We start from the raw sequence: 14,942 nt of genomic DNA, 5'->3' as shown, positions 1-14,942 counted from the left end.
AACGGATCGGCGTGTCCTCGCTGGCGGACAATAGAACGCGATCCGTGAATTGCAGACACGCCGGTGAGAGAGGGCCAGCACATCGGGGCTCAGTCCGTCGTTTTCGCTCCGGCGTCGTCCTTCATCGCTTGAAAACGAGCGCGGGCCTTTTCCGCTGCGTCGCAATCGCAATCGAGAAAGCCATGAACCGGGCAGGTCAGGCACATCTGTTCCAACCTTGTCTTCAACGCCTGCCGACCCCGGTGAAGGCGGACCGTGATGTTGTTCAAGGTGATGCCAAGGTCTTTGGCGACAGCATCGCGCGGCTGCTCCTGAAGATCGACGCGCCAGATTACTTCGGCATATTCCGGTCTGAGCGTCGGCAACAGCTTGTACAGACAATTGCATATCGCCTCGTCGAGTTCTTCGTCGAACCCGTTTTGGACGCTGTCCAGGTCGGTTGGGGCCATGACTACCTCCCTCTGGCGCCTTCGCGAAACCTTGCGACCGTAGTCGGCGATGGACGACGCCAGAATCTGGCCGAGCCAGCCACGAACGGCGCGCACATCGCGAAGTTGCTCGGAGCGGTCAATGGCGCGCAGCATGAACGTTTGCAGGACATCCTCGGCTGCCTCCGGATCTCCCAGTCGCCGACGCAGGAAATTCAGGATATGCTGCCGACCTTCCACCAGCGAGCGACGGACAGCGATGTCCGCATCCTTGGCGGCTGTGTTGGGCTGATCTGCTGTGGATAACCGATCATTCGGGTCGTGATTCATGATACACCTCTGAAAAGTAAGACGCCGAACCATCGAGAACGTTACACTTTTTCGGGTGCTTCGGGTGACCTGATTGTTGGTGGTTTTGCTGTTGGGTATGCACAGGCGCGGTCTTTTGGAACCCGGGCCAACGGGCGTATGCCCAGGAATGCGTAAGGTTTCGGCTGCCGCAGCGTCTTCTTACTTCGCCCCTGAGTTGGCACATCGGAAAATTTCTGCAATTCCTGCCACTTCTGACTTGGAAAGGAAATCTCGATGTCGCCGACTGTCATAACCAAAATCGTTTTGGCCATGTTCCTGTGGGCGGCGTGCTTTCCGCTGATCACGGCGGGGCTGCAATACGCGCCGCACCTGACCTTTGCGACGATGCGGGCAGGTCTGGCAGGCGCGGCTCTGGTGGGGTTGGCCATGATTTTGCGCAGACCATTCCCGCGCGGTTGGCGCACGTGGTTGACCTTGGGGATCGTCGGGATTGGTGCGACAAGTTTGGGATTTCTGGGCATGTTTCATGCAGCAGAATTCGTGTCTCCGGGCCTCGCCACGGTCATCGCAAACGCGCAGCCGCTGCTGGCCGCAATACTGGGTGTTGTATGGCTTGGCGAAAGGCTGCCGAAGGTCGGTTGGGTCGGCCTTTCGATCGGATTCATGGGAATCCTCGTGATCGCGCTGCCGCAATTGCTTGATGGAGGGCAAGAGGGGTCGGCCATCGGTTTCGCCTATATCGTTTTGGCCGCGGTTGGGGTGACCATCAGCAACGTGGCCATCAAGTCCATCGCCGGCAAAGTGGACGGGCTTTTTGCAATGGGGTTACAGTTGCTCATCGGCAGCGCGCCGCTCGCGTTCGCAGCCCTCGCGCTGGAAGATCAAAACGCCATTCAATGGAACGCGGTCTTCACGGCATCGCTTTTGGGGCTGGCCCTGTTCGGCTCAGCGCTGGTGTATTGGCTCTGGTTTTCCGTGCTGGAGGCAGTTGAGCTGAACCGGGCGATTGTGTTCAGCTTTCTTGTTCCAATCTTCGGTCTTTCAATTGGTGCCTTGTTTTTCGGGGAACGCCTGTCCGGGATTCAATTTTCCGGTATTGCGCTGGTCATTTTGGGGATCGTGTTCGTCAATCTTAAGGGAGCACGGCGGTCTCAAGGTCGATAATACAGAACAACCTGTTAACCTGTTTTCAAACGGTCGTTTTGGCTATTGTCTTCGTCGAAAGCCTGTTTGCTTCGATACGAATGTGTGTTGCTTATTCAGAGTGACGCGCGGAGGGGCAAATTGTTCTTAGAATGACTGCGCGCATTGTACGTTAGAGAGACAATGCTCGAATCAGCGCTGATCGCACCTTCGCAAACCTCTTGGAAAGGGCAGAGACATCATGGCATCGCAAGACAGTGGCAAGCCCGATGTGCCCGACGCTTCGCCGGAACGCGCCCTGTTGGACGGGCGCGGAGCGTTTATGGGATTTCTGGTCAAACGGCTTGGCAACCGCGCAGATGCAGAGGATGTCCTGCAAGACTTCTGCATCCGCGTGCTGTCACGCAAGGATCAGCTCCGAGAGGTCGAACGAATGGATGCGTGGCTCTACACAATCCTGCGGTCCACTTTGAACGATCACTACCGCAAAGGGACCCGGCGTAGCCGGCTGGCGGCGGCGGCGGCGCGCGAACCAGAGGAATGGATTGCCGATGCGCCCTCACAGATGGCGCGGCTGTGCACCTGCCATGGCGGGTTGATTTCCGAACTGCGCCCGGCGGATGCCGAACTGATCCGGCGCATCGATTTCGGCGAAGAAGATCGCGAAAGCGTGGCAGCCGATCTGCGGCTTAACCGCAACGCACTTGGTGTCCGGCTACACCGGGCACGCACTGCTTTGCGCGAGGCGCTTACAACGCATTGCGGCAAGTGCTGCCAAGAGGACCGGGACGATTGTTACTGTCCGCCCGAGGGCTGCGAGAACGACAAACACGAGACTGATTGCGAAGAAGAGGGACAGGAACACTGATCGCCCTGTCGGCGGGTCTGTAACGATTTCCTTCTTCCGGCGTCTTCTTCTGTGACCAAGCCCGAAGGCTCAACCACAGGAGTCGCCTAGCCATGCCACGCAAGACGATGGATCGGAAATCAGGGGGAACCCGTCACTCATCATCCGACGACGATGATCTTCGGATCTTGTTCTCGCAAATGACCTGTGCCTGTGCCGAGACCTGCGGGCATGCCGACGCCCCGATGGCGCGGGCGTTGTTCAACCGGGTCGAAATGATGAACCAGCCCCCGTCACTCGCGGCGCGCGCGTTGGGCATCGAGCCCGGCGATGCGTCCTATCTGCTGACCGGTCTGCGCGAGGATGTGGCGAAGGATTTCGTGCGTGTGATGCTCGCTGGACGACCCTCCATAGACACTACCAATCAAGAGGAAGCTGATGATGAATAAGAGCCTGCGCCTTGCGACAGTGACCCCGGAACAATTTCTTGCACCCGTTTCCGGTAACGCAACGACCGCTAGTAACGTGCCTTACGTCCAAGACGCCTTTGAACGCTGGGTGCTGCTTCTCGACACGCTGCGTGAACGCGCCGACAATATGATCGCGCATGAGCGGCAGGGCATGCCGCCGCTTCTGGATTTCGATTACGAACTGCTGCTGGACGCACGCACCTTTGAGCGGTCGGCCAACTACGCGCTGCTCAGGATCACGCGGGTCGGCGACGATTGCTGGGACGATTGCGTGGACGAGGCCAAGCCGCCGGTGATCGTGATCGATCCGCGCGCCGGGCACGGGCCCGGTATCGGCGGCTTCAAGCGCGACAGCGAGGTCGGCATGGCGATGCACGAAGGCCACCCGGTCTATTTCGTGATCTTCTATCCCGAGCCCATGCCGGGTCAGACGCTGTCGGACGTGCATTATGCACTGCGCGATTTTGTATTGGAGGTCGCGCGCCGTCACCCGGACACAGCCCCCGTGCTCTACGGCAATTGCCAGGCCGGTTGGGCGGCCACGCTGCTGGCGGCGGATTGCGACGGCCTGACCGGTCCGATTGTGCTGAATGGCTCACCGCTCAGCTATTGGTCGGGCGAGGCGGCAAGCAGCCCGATGCGGATGATGGGCGCGCTCTCGGGAGGGGCCTGGGCCGCGCATATGATATCCGATCTGGGCGATGGCCGGTTCGATGGCGCCTGGCTGGCGCAGAATTTTGAGACCCTGCAACCGGAAAAGGCGATCTGGGATAAGTACGCGACCCTCTTTGCCCATGCCGACACAGAGCGTGAGCGGTTCGTCGAATTCGAACGCTGGTGGAATGGCTACTACACGCTCAGCCGCGAGGAAATCCTCGGCATCACGCAGAACCTGTTCATCGGCAACCGGCTGGAACAGGGCGAGATGCAGCTGGATGCGCATTGCACCGTCGATCTTAAGCGCATCAGCAATCCGCTGATCATCTTCGCCTCGGACGGTGACAACATCACGCCGCCCGAACAGGCAATGGGGTGGATTGGCAAGCTTTATCCCGATACCGATGCGCTCAAGGCAGCCGGGCAGCGCATCGTCTATATGACGCATCCGCGTGTCGGGCATCTGGGCATCTTCGTCTCCGGCTCCGTCGCGCGGCTCCAGCATCGTGCGATTCTGGAAAGCCTGGACGATGTCGAGGCCCTTTCCCCGGGTCTCTACGAGATGGTGATCGACAACCCGTCGGGTGACCCGGACTGCGAGACCGGCGATTTTGAGGTGCGATTCGAACCGCGCGAGGTCGATGATCTGGGCATTGCATCGGACGATGCGGCCTTGAAACAAGTGGCGCAGATATCGCGGATCAACGAGGCGGTCTATTCGATTTTCGTCAGTCCTTGGATCCGCGCCGCGACGACCCCGGCCAGCGCTGAGGCGCTCCGTGCGCTGCACCCCATGCGCTGGACCAGAACGATGTTCTCCGAACAGGTGAACCCGTGGATGGCCCTGATCAAGTCCACCGCCGAAACGCTGCGCGAGACGCGCTCACCATTGCCGGACGACCACCCCGCGATCGTGGCCGAGCGTGCGCTGTCGGCGCGCACCGGCGAGGGTATAGGCGCATGGCGCAAGGGACGCGATGCCTGGATCACCCATGTCTTTGGCGCGATGTTCGGCAATTTCCCGTTCGCCGCAGCAACCACACAGGCGGAAAAACCGTCGGCCTCATCAAAAAAAGGAATGAACAATTATGGAATGGCTTTTTGAAAACTGGGTTTTGGTTCTCGTCTTCGGCGGAATGGCCGCAATGCACCTTTTCGGGCACGGACATGGCGGACACAAACATGGCAAGTCGGCCAAGCGTCATGGTGCGCACGACAAGAAGTCCGAAGCTTCCGCCGATACCGAGGCAGTGTCGGAGGATGCCTGAATTCGACGCATGCTGCGATCCTGCGGAACTGCTTGATCTGTCCGGCCGGAAGGGTCTGGTTGTCGGCATCGCCAATGATCGCAGTCTGGCGTGGCCTGCTGCCCTGCATTTCCGTCAAGCGGGTGCCGAGCTCGCCATCACCTATGTCGATGAGCGCACCAAACCTCATGTGGTGCCATTAGCTGCACGTCTCGAAGCGCCGATCCTGCTGCCCTGTGACGTGAATGCGCCGCACGAACTCGACGCTGTCTTCGACGCCATCACGGACCGCTGGGGAAAATTGGATTTCATCCTTCATGCCGTGGGCAGCGTGCCGCCCGGCGACCTTCATGGCCGCCTGACTGACTGTTCGGCTGCAGGGTTTTCCCAAGCGATGCATGTGTCCGTCCATTCGCTGATCCGCATGGCGCATCTTGCCGAGCCCCTGATGAAAAGCGGCGGCAGCCTGATCACTCTGAGCTATCTGGGTGGCGAACGTGTGGTGGAGAATTACAACGTGATGGGGCCGGTCAAGGCGGCGCTTGAGGCCACCGTGCGCTATCTGGCTCACGAACTCGGGCCGTCGAACATCCGCGTCAACGCCATTTCGGCGGGACCCGTGATGACCCGCGCGGCGTCCGGGTTGACCGGCTTTGCGGGTCTTCTGGACGCGACCGCGCGAGTTGCCCCATTGCGGCGCAACGTCACGGCCGACGAGGTGGGCCGCGCCGCCCTGCTGTTCGCCAGCGACTATACCGGCGGCATCACGGGCGAGGTGCTGCATGTCGATGCGGGTGTTCACGTCGAAAGCCCTGTCGCCGCAGCCAAAATGAACGTCAAATCGGAGGAATCATGATGCGCCAGACCATTGACGAAACCAATCAATTGCCCGCAACAGAGCGCCGCGATTTCCTTTATTATGCAACGGCCTCAACCGGCGCGATTGCCGCAGGCGCGGCGGTCTGGCCGTTGATCAATTCGATGAACCCCTCGGCCGACGTGACCGCGTCCGGCACGGTCAAGGTTGATCTTTCCGGCGTCGAACCGGGCCAACGTATTACCGTGAAGTGGCAGGGCCACCCGGTCTTTGTCTGGCGCAGGTCTGAGGCAGCGATCCAGGCTGCACGGGCCGTCGATCTCGACCAGCTTCCCGATCCTGTTGACGAAGCGGGCGAGAATCCGAACACAAGTGGCGAGGAGCCAGCGCTGGATGAGAACCGCGCGGCGGGCGAGGATGGCGAATGGCTGGTCGTTATCGGTGTCTGTACCCATCTCGGCTGTATCCCCTTGGGCCAGGATGGGTCGGCGGTCGGCGAATTCGGCGGTTGGTTCTGCCCGTGCCACGGATCGCATTACGACACCTCGGGCCGGATCCGGAAGGGGCCGGCCCCACGCAACCTCGACATCCCACCTTACGATTTGGGCGACGACCTGCAACTCGTTATCGGCACCTGACGTGCTGAACAAGCCAAAACTCAAGAAGGAGACTATGACATGCTCGCCAAGGATATCATGACAACATCGGTGATCTCGGTCCCGCTGGAGGGACAAATCGAGGACGCGGTACGCTTGATGCTCGACCACAATATCAGCGCGCTGCCCGTCGTTGACGCCGAGGGCGACCTCAAGGGACTTGTCAGCGAAGGCGACCTCATGCGGCGTGTCCGCGAAACAGACGGACCACGCCGGTCATGGTGGCTCGAGGTGCTTGGCGGGGCAAGCGAATCCGCACAGGATTTCGTGAAGCTCAAAAGCCACCGGGTCGAAGACGTGATGACAAGGGATGTGGTTTCGGTAGAAGAGGATACGAATGTCGCGGAAATCGCGCGTCTTCTGGAAAAGCACCGGATCAAGCGCGTGCCGGTGGTGAGATCCGACAAAGTGGTCGGCATCGTCAGCCGTGCGAACCTGCTCCACGCCTTGTCGGCGCTTCAGGATGGGGCGCTGCCGGAGCCGTCGGAGGACGACCGCGTGCTGCGTGCGAAGATTGAAGAGGCTCTGAAAGAAGTGCCCGGTGCAGCGGTCAACCTCATCAACTACACGGTGGACAAGGGGAATGTCGCCGTCTGGGGTGTCGCCGACAGCGATTTCGAGGAGAATGCGATCCGGGTTGCCGTCGAAAACGTGCCCGGTGTCAGGATGGTTGAGGTCCATATGGGACGACTGCCGGCCTGGGCTTACGGGATCTGACTCACATTGCGCAGATAAACCCGGCCTGGCAGGACGCCCGCCCGCTTCCATCAAACGCCATTCCCGAAGAGGCCGACGCAATCGAAGGACTGCTGGTACCGAGCTATTCGCGCAAGTGTCAAAAGAGGCTTGCCTGTCTGCACGCGGGACTGATCGGGATGGCACAGACCTGCGTTTATCTGACGTCGCCCTATTTCGGTCCGGGCACCGTGGTCGACCGGGCGCTTCAGGATGCCGCGCGTCGCCGCGTGGACGTCCGTCTGCTGGTGCCTCGCACGAGCGATCCTATGGTCGCTGGCTGGGCGACGCGGGCGGCATATGCGCAGCTTCTCTCGGCGGGCGTGAGGGTCTACGAGTATCTGCCCCGTCCATTGCATGCCAAGACGTCGGTCGTCGATACAGGCTGGTCGATCATCGGGTCAGCTAACCTCGACTACCGAAGCCTGTTCGTCAATCAGGAGCTGGTTCTGGTCGCACATGACCGCGTCCTGGCAGGGCAGTTGCAGGCGCAATATCTGCAAGATCTTTCGGATGCCCGCGAAGTCCCTCTTCGGGCTTGGCATTCCCGCAGCTGGCGCGCGCGAGGTTTCGAGGTGATCGGATGGGCCGCGCGGCGGCTGCTGTAACCTATAGCACCGGTCAGCCGACAGCCTGCCGGGATGCAGTAACTCTGTCTGCAATATCGACGCCTTCCTACGGCAGAGCGATACACTTGCTCCTGTACTAACGAAGACCGACAGGTTGCCAACTTCTGTAATGCTTCCGGTCGGGGCGCGTCTATAGAACGAAACCAAACAAAAGGAGGTCCAGATGGACGACCGATCAACTTCTCAGACGCAAGACACAGCACAGCAAAAACAGGGCGGATGTTGCGGTGGCAAGACCGATGCGCAGCCGAAAGCAAATGTCGAACCGCAGGTCGCGGAACCCGCAAAGGCAAAACCGGCCAAATCCGGCTGCTGCTGCGGCTAGGGCCGAGGCAAAGCCACCGCAGGATGGGCGTCTGGCGCTTGGTGCGCCCATCCTGAACCGGCGCCGTCCAGCGGATGTGTTCGCGCTCCGTCCGAATCCACGACAAGAAGGGAGAAAGCCATGATGCCCATTTTCTATTTCACCGCAGTCGCGGTGATCCTTTTCCTGGCCCTGCGCATGACGTGCGGGGCCTGCGTCATGGGCGGGCCTGCCGGGGCAGGGCGCGTGCGTCTGCCGGTTGTGCCGCTTGGTTGGGCGCTGAGCCTGTTCCTGGCGCTGACCTACCTTGTGTGCATCGCATTCGATCTGATCTTTCCCGCCTATGCAATGTATGAAACCTGGTCCGGTCTGCTGCCCGGTTTCGTCTGGCTGACCCCGGTGGGCTTCATCATCGGGCTGGTCGAGAGCTTTCTCTACGGTTGGTACGCCGCGCTGATCTTCGGCGGCCTTTACAACGCCATCGCGGCAAGGGGAACAGCGACATGATCCCGACCGCACGTCCGAAACTGCGCTTTCTTGGCGCCGCCGGGACGGTGACGGGATCGCGCTATCTGGTCGAGGCCCTGGGGCGGCGCATTCTGGTCGATTGCGGGCTGTTCCAGGGCTTCAAGCAGTTGCGGGCGCGCAATCGCAAACCTTTCCCTGTGCGTGTCAACACCATCGACACTGTGCTGCTCACCCATGCTCATCTGGACCATTCGGGATATCTGCCGACACTGATCCGGGCGGGGTTTCGCGGGCGGGTTCTTTGCACAGAAGCAACGGCAGATCTGTGCGGGCTTATTCTGCCCGACAGCGGCCATATCCAGGAAGAAGAGGCGCGCTTTGCCGCGCGGAGGGGATATTCCAAACACAAGAAGCCAAAACCGCTCTATACGCTCAAGGATGCAAAGGCCGCGCTGGACCGCTTTGATCTTCAACCGTTCGACCGGCGAATAGATTTAGGCGACGGCATCGCGGCCCGTTTCATTCCGGCGGGGCATCTGCTCGGGGCGGCGCAGATCCGGCTTGAGGTCGGCGGCAGGGTTGTCCATTTCAGCGGCGATCTGGGCCATGATCCCGATCCGCTGATGCGACCGCCCCAGCCATTCGGCGGAGCAGATGTTCTGGTCTGCGAGTCCACCTATGGCAACCGGTCCCATCCCGACGTGGACCCAGAAGCCGAACTGGCCCCGATCCTCAAACGCACCTTTGCCCGCGGCGGCACGGTGCTGATCCCGTCCTTTGCCGTCGGACGGGCGCAGGGGCTGATGCTGCACATTGCGCGATTGATGGAGCGCGGCGATATTCCCTATGTCCCGGTGTTCCTCAACAGCCCGATGGCGGTGAATGCGACCGAGATCTATCACCGTCATCACGCCGAGCACCACGTCAGCCGCGAAGACTGCATTGCGATGTTCGAGATCGCCAAGAGGGTAAACACGGTCGAGCAATCCAAGGAGCTGAACACGCGCCAGGGCCCGATGATCATCGTCTCCGCCAGCGGAATGCTGACCGGCGGGCGTATCCTGCACCATCTGGCCAGCTTCGGCGGCGATCGGCGGAACGCGATCTTGCTCTCCGGTTTCCAGGCCGGCGGCACGCGTGGCGCGGCGCTGGCCGGGGGCGCGCGGACATTGCGCATGTTCGGACGGGAGTTCCCGATCGAGGCCGAAGTGGTTCAGCTCCAGTCCTTTTCCGGACATGCCGATGCCGATGAGATCCTGCGCTGGATGTCCGCCGGTCCCGCCCCCGAGATGACCTATCTCACCCATGGGGAACCTGTCACCGCCGACACCCTGCGATTCCGCGTCGAACACGAGCTAGGGCGATCCGTGCGCGTGCCCGAACATCTCGAATCCGTCTACCTGGACAGGCCGCGATGACCGAAACGCTTGCCCTGGTCTCTTCCCGCATCGACACCTACCGGCAGCCGGTCGTCTACATGCATGAAGACTGTCACGTCTGCCGTTCCGAGGGGTTTGCTGCCCAGACACGCATACGAATCGACCTGAAGGACCGCTGGATCATCGCGACCCTGAATGTCGTCCGCCGCGGAGCATGGCTTGCCGTGGACCAGGCGGCATTGTCCGTTTCCGCCTGGGCCGCGCTTGGCGCTGAGATTGGAGACGAAGCCGCTTTCTCGCACCCTGAACCGCCCGCTTCGGCGTCTATGATCCGGGCGAAAGCCTATGGCGAGCGGCTGGACCGGGCCGGGTTCGCGACGATCGTGCGCGACACGCTCGACAGCCGGTTATCGGATCTCGACCTTGCCGCCTTCGTGACCGCCTGCGCCGGCGACAGGCTGAACGAGGCCGAAACCGTGGCGCTGACCCGCGCCATGAAGGAAGCAGGGCAGACGCTCGACTGGGGGCAGCACACTGTCCTCGATAAGCATTGCGTCGGCGGATTGCCGGGCAACCGGACGACACCCATCGTCGTCGCGATCGTCGCGGCGGCGGGGCATCTGATCCCCAAGACGTCGAGCCGTGCGATCACATCGCCTGCCGGAACCGCCGACACCATGGAGGTGATGGCGCCCGTCGCGCTTGACGCCGCCGCGCTGCGCCGGGTGGTCGAAGCCGAGGGCGGTTGCCTCGTCTGGGGTGGCGGGCTCGCCCTCAGTCCTGCCGACGATCATTTTATCCGTGTCGAACGCCCCCTCGATTTCGACTCCACCGGTCAACTCGTAGCGAGCGTACTGTCGAAAAAGGCGGCCGCCGGTGCCACCCATGTTCTGATCGACATGCCGGTCGGACCAACGGCCAAGGTGCGGTCTGCCGGAGCGGCGGAGGCACTCGGGATACGGCTGTCTTCGGTGGGCAAGGCGTTGGGTCTGAACCTGGCGCTACATATCAGCGATGGCGTGGCCCCGGTGGGACGTGGCATGGGCCCGGCGCTGGAGGCGCACGACGTGCTCGCGGTTTTGCGGCGCGCGCCGGATGCACCTGGCGACCTGCGTGCGCGGGCGCTGGATCTGGCCGGACATCTTCTGGACCTCGCACCGCACGCCGTTGCTGGGCGGGGGCGGGACCGCGCGCAGGCGCTTCTCGATAGTGGTGCAGCGGAGGCAAAGTTCATGGCAATTTGCGCGGCACAGGGCGGTTTCCGCAAACCCGGAACCGCAGCGCAGCAGATCGAAATACGCGCCCCTCATGCGGGCCAGTTGACCGCCATCGACAACCGACGCATCGCACGCATCGCCAAGCTGGCCGGGGCCCCGCGTCAGAAGAGCGCCGGCATCCGCCTTCTGGTGCGGATCGGGGATTGGGTGGACAAGGGCCAGCCGCTTTATGAGCTTCATGCCGAGACACCAGGCGAACTGGCCTATGCCCTGGCTTACGCGGAGTCCCAGACCGGGGTGCTGACGCTGTCCGAGGCAGTGTCATGATCCTTGTCGCGTTTCCCGAGATGAGGCCGCTTGCCGAAGACCTGGCACCCGCGCTTGGGGCGGACCTGCTCGCTCTCGACTGGCACCACTTCCCAGATGGCGAAAGCCTGATTTCGCTGCCCGGCGATCTGGACGGGGCCGATGTGGCATTTCTGGCGACTTTGCGCGATCCCGACCGGCTTGCCCTGCCCTTGCGCTTCGCCGCGGCGACGGCGCGCGAGATGGGCGCGCGTCGCGTCGGATTGATCGCGCCTTATCTTGGCTACATGCGGCAGGACCGCCGCTTCGAGCGCGGGCAGGCGGTCAGCGCGCCGCTCTTTGCGCAATTCCTGGGGGAAAGCTTCGATTGGCTGGCGAGTGTCGATCCGCATCTGCACCGCATCGCGCGGCTGCAGGATGTCTTCCCGATGCCTGCCATACGCGCCGTATCCGCCCCGCTGCTTGCGACCTGGATCAGCACGAACCTGCCAGACGCCGTTCTTCTGGGCCCTGACAGCGAAAGCCAGCAATGGGTCGCCGAGGTGGCCCGGCTGGCCGGACGGCCCTATGAGGTCTTGCGCAAGGTGAGATCCGGTGACCGCAGTGTCGATGTCAGTGTGCCCGAAAGCGCGGCGCTGCACGAAGGTACGCCAGTGATCCTCGACGACATCGCATCTTCCGGCGTCACGATGGCACGCGCCGTCGAAAGATTGCTTGCGGCTGGAACCGCCGCGCCTGTCTGCCTGGCTATCCATGCGGTCTTTGCGCACGGCGCTCAGGACGCCATTCTGTCGGCTGGTGCGGCAAGAATCATCACCACCGACACCATACCCCATCCAACGAATGCGATCGGAATTGCCGGTCTATTGGCCGAAGCGATCCTTTCGGTCGTGACAGCCCTTGACCTTCCAGTTGCTGGAACAATTAGGCTGGACCCGAATCCCGCCGAGAGGACAACCGAATGAACGACCAAGTAAGCCATGCTGCACATGAAACCGAATCCAACATTTACGTCTGCCCGATGCACCCTGAGGTACGGCAGAACGGTCCGGGCGATTGCCCGAAATGCGGGATGCATCTTGTGCCCGAGGCGGAGCTCGACAACCATGCCGGGCATGATCACCACGGTCATGACCATCACGCTGGTGCCGCCCCGGCGGACGGCAGATATGATACCGTCCCGGAGGGCTATGACGGCGCTGTCTACACCTGTCCGATGCACCCGCAGGTTCGCCAGGTCGAGCACGGCTCCTGCCCGATCTGCGGAATGGGGTTGGAGCTTGAGTCCGGGGTCCCGATGGACGACGGCCCGAACCCCGAACTGGTGGATTTCACCCGGCGTTTCTGGGTTGGCACGGTACTGACCATTCCGCTTCTGATCCTCACCATGGGTCCCTATCTCGGCTTTCCGGGAGTGCGCGAGATTTTCGGCGAGCGCGCAACCCTCTGGATCGAGTTGGTTTTCGGGACCCCGGTGGTTCTTTGGTGCGGCTGGCCGTTTCTGGTTCGGGGCTGGAATTCGTTCCGGACGATGAATCTCAACATGTTCTCCCTCATCGGTATGGGGGTAATCGCGGCCTGGCTCTTCAGCGTCGTCGCCGTTCTGGCACCCGGCATATTCCCGGACGGATTTCGCGACGCCGAAGGTCATGTCGGCGTCTATTTCGAGGCGGCGGCGGTGATCGTGACGCTCGTGCTGCTTGGCCAGGTGATGGAATTGCGCGCCCGTGAAGGCACCGGCAAGGCGATCCGCGCGCTTCTCGACATGGCGGCCAAGACCGCGAGGGTCATCCGAGACGACGGGTCCGAAGAGGAGATACCGCTGGAGGACGTACAGGTCGGGGACCGGCTGCGCGTGCGTCCCGGTGACAAGGTGCCGGTCGATGGCGTTGTGCTGGACGGCCGGTCCTCGGTCGATGAAAGCATGATCTCAGGTGAACCTGTGCCGGTGGAGAAGACCGAGGGCGACCCGCTGACCGGCGCGACGATCAATGGCACCGGTTCTCTGGTGATGGAGGCGACGCGTGTCGGGTCCGACACGATGCTCGCGCAGATCGTCGAGATGGTGTCGAACGCGCAACGCTCGCGCGCACCGATCCAGAAGTATGCCGACAAGGTGGCGGGATATTTCGTTCCGGCCGTGATCGGTATCGCGGTCCTGTCCTTCATCGCGTGGGCGGTCTGGGGGCCATCCCCGGCGCTGTCCTACGCATTGATCTCGGCTGTCGCCGTGTTGATCATCGCCTGTCCCTGTGCGCTCGGCCTCGCCACGCCGATGTCGATCATGACGGCAACGGGGCGGGGGGCCCAGGCCGGGGTGCTGATCAAGAACGCCGAGGCGCTGGAGCGGTTCGAGAAGGTCGATACCCTGATCGTCGACAAGACCGGCACGTTGACGATGGGCAAGCCGCAGCTTGTCGCCGTCCTGCCGCAACCCGGTCACGACGAGGCCGAGGTCCTGCGTCTCGCCGCATCGCTGGAGCGCGGATCGGAACACCCCCTCGCTGAGGCCATCGTGCGCGGCGCGGAAGAACGCGATGTGAAGATGGCGGACGCGGACGACTTCGAGGCGGTCACAGGAAAGGGCGTGAAGGGCGTCGTGGGCGGCAAGGTGGTCGCATTGGGCAACCTGGCGATGATCCGGGACCTTGGCCTTGAGGCCGGCGACCTGACCGCCAAGGCAAATGCCCGTCGCGACGAGGGCGAGACGGTGATGTTCGTGGTGCTGGATGGCGAGATCGCGGGTCTCGTCGCTGTCGCCGATCCGGTGAAGGAGACCACGCCCGCCGCCATCAAGGACCTGCATGCACTGGGGTTCCGCGTCATCATGGCCACCGGTGACAACGAGCGCACGGCCAAGGCGATCGGCGCACGTCTCGGCATTGACGAGATCCGGGCCGACGTGCTGCCCGAGGACAAGGCGCGGATCATCAAGGAATTGCAGCAGCAGGGCCGCAAGGTGGCGATGGCCGGCGATGGCGTCAACGACGCGCCGGCCCTGGCCCAGGCCGATGTCGGCATCGCCATGGGCACCGGGGCCGATGTGGCCATCGAAAGCGCGGGCATCACGCTGGTCAAGGGCAACCTCGACGGTATCGTGCGCGCACGGCGGCTCGCACGGGCCACCATGCGTAATATCCGGCAGAACCTGTTCTTCGCACTGATCTACAACGCCTCTGGCGTGCCTGTCGCGGCGGGGGTGCTGTTTCCGTTCTTCGGCATCCTCATCAGCCCGATGTTTGCCGCCTTCGCCATGAGCGCCTCGTCGATATCGGTGGTGCTCAATTCGCTGCGCCTTCGCGGCGCAAAGATCTAGAAAGGAAGCCA

Annotated in this window: 15 protein-coding genes; 14 read left to right on the top strand and 1 reads right to left on the bottom strand. The window is 62.3% G+C overall.

Translation table 11 applies throughout. The features are described 5' to 3' along the window. Positions 1-89 precede the first annotated feature (89 nt). Positions 90-758: an RNA polymerase sigma factor gene (locus RAK1035_RS20015; RefSeq protein WP_008282897.1), complete on the bottom strand. Its 669-nt coding sequence runs from the start codon at positions 756-758 to the stop codon at positions 90-92. A gap of 255 nt (positions 759-1,013) precedes the next feature. On the opposite strand from RAK1035_RS20015, the gene RAK1035_RS20010 reads away from it, so the two are divergent. From RAK1035_RS20010 to RAK1035_RS19945, 14 genes are all read left to right on the top strand, one after another. After that, a complete protein-coding gene (locus tag RAK1035_RS20010) occupies positions 1,014-1,904 on the top strand; it encodes a DMT family transporter (RefSeq protein ID WP_008282896.1) in 891 nt (296 codons plus the stop codon). A gap of 220 nt (positions 1,905-2,124) precedes the next feature. Then, positions 2,125-2,751, top strand: a complete 627-nt coding sequence (locus RAK1035_RS20005; protein WP_008282895.1) for an RNA polymerase sigma factor — start codon at positions 2,125-2,127, stop codon at positions 2,749-2,751. A gap of 92 nt (positions 2,752-2,843) precedes the next feature. Next, on the top strand, positions 2,844-3,179 hold the full coding sequence (locus tag RAK1035_RS20000; protein ID WP_008282894.1) for a hypothetical protein: 336 nt from the start codon (positions 2,844-2,846) through the stop codon (positions 3,177-3,179). Further along, entirely contained in the window at positions 3,172-4,962 is a 1,791-nt protein-coding gene (locus RAK1035_RS19995) for a DUF3141 domain-containing protein (RefSeq protein WP_237183599.1), read from the top strand. The genes RAK1035_RS20000 and RAK1035_RS19995 overlap by 8 nt, the downstream gene beginning before the upstream one ends. Then, the gene (locus RAK1035_RS19990; protein WP_008282892.1) at positions 4,946-5,125 is read left to right on the top strand and encodes a hypothetical protein; all 180 of its coding nucleotides are present in this window, start codon (positions 4,946-4,948) and stop codon (positions 5,123-5,125) included. The genes RAK1035_RS19995 and RAK1035_RS19990 overlap by 17 nt, the downstream gene beginning before the upstream one ends. Then, positions 5,118-5,960, top strand: coding sequence for an enoyl-ACP reductase FabI (gene fabI / locus RAK1035_RS19985; RefSeq protein WP_008282891.1), 843 nt, complete (start codon positions 5,118-5,120; stop codon positions 5,958-5,960). The genes RAK1035_RS19990 and fabI overlap by 8 nt, the downstream gene beginning before the upstream one ends. Beyond that, positions 5,957-6,559 (top strand): ubiquinol-cytochrome c reductase iron-sulfur subunit, encoded by a 603-nt coding sequence (petA, locus tag RAK1035_RS19980; RefSeq protein ID WP_008282890.1) that lies wholly within the window; start codon positions 5,957-5,959, stop codon positions 6,557-6,559. Before fabI ends, petA begins: the two co-directional genes overlap by 4 nt. Positions 6,560-6,598: 39 nt before the next feature. After that, positions 6,599-7,294: a CBS domain-containing protein gene (locus RAK1035_RS19975; protein ID WP_008282889.1), complete on the top strand. Its 696-nt coding sequence runs from the start codon at positions 6,599-6,601 to the stop codon at positions 7,292-7,294. Positions 7,295-7,452: 158 nt separating this feature from the next. Further along, positions 7,453-7,920, top strand: coding sequence for a phospholipase D-like domain-containing protein (locus tag RAK1035_RS19970; RefSeq protein ID WP_008282888.1), 468 nt, complete (start codon positions 7,453-7,455; stop codon positions 7,918-7,920). 466 nt (positions 7,921-8,386) lie between these two features. Then, a complete protein-coding gene (locus RAK1035_RS19965) occupies positions 8,387-8,752 on the top strand; it encodes a DUF5676 family membrane protein (RefSeq protein ID WP_008282887.1) in 366 nt (121 codons plus the stop codon). Continuing rightward, the gene (locus RAK1035_RS19960) at positions 8,749-10,131 is read left to right on the top strand and encodes an MBL fold metallo-hydrolase RNA specificity domain-containing protein (protein WP_008282886.1); all 1,383 of its coding nucleotides are present in this window, start codon (positions 8,749-8,751) and stop codon (positions 10,129-10,131) included. Before RAK1035_RS19965 ends, RAK1035_RS19960 begins: the two co-directional genes overlap by 4 nt. Next, the gene (locus RAK1035_RS19955; RefSeq protein WP_008282885.1) at positions 10,128-11,636 is read left to right on the top strand and encodes a thymidine phosphorylase family protein; all 1,509 of its coding nucleotides are present in this window, start codon (positions 10,128-10,130) and stop codon (positions 11,634-11,636) included. Before RAK1035_RS19960 ends, RAK1035_RS19955 begins: the two co-directional genes overlap by 4 nt. Continuing rightward, positions 11,633-12,580: a ribose-phosphate diphosphokinase gene (locus tag RAK1035_RS19950; RefSeq protein ID WP_008282884.1), complete on the top strand. Its 948-nt coding sequence runs from the start codon at positions 11,633-11,635 to the stop codon at positions 12,578-12,580. The genes RAK1035_RS19955 and RAK1035_RS19950 overlap by 4 nt, the downstream gene beginning before the upstream one ends. After that, entirely contained in the window at positions 12,577-14,931 is a 2,355-nt protein-coding gene (locus tag RAK1035_RS19945) for a copper-transporting P-type ATPase (RefSeq protein ID WP_008282883.1), read from the top strand. The genes RAK1035_RS19950 and RAK1035_RS19945 overlap by 4 nt, the downstream gene beginning before the upstream one ends. Positions 14,932-14,942: the final 11 nt, after the last annotated feature.

It is taken from the genome of Roseovarius sp. AK1035 (genome assembly GCF_003288315.1).
GTDB classification, from domain to species: domain Bacteria; phylum Pseudomonadota; class Alphaproteobacteria; order Rhodobacterales; family Rhodobacteraceae; genus Roseovarius; species Roseovarius mucosus_A.
Note: the sequence above shows the minus strand (reverse complement) of the source record. Positions and strands in the feature narration are given on the sequence as shown.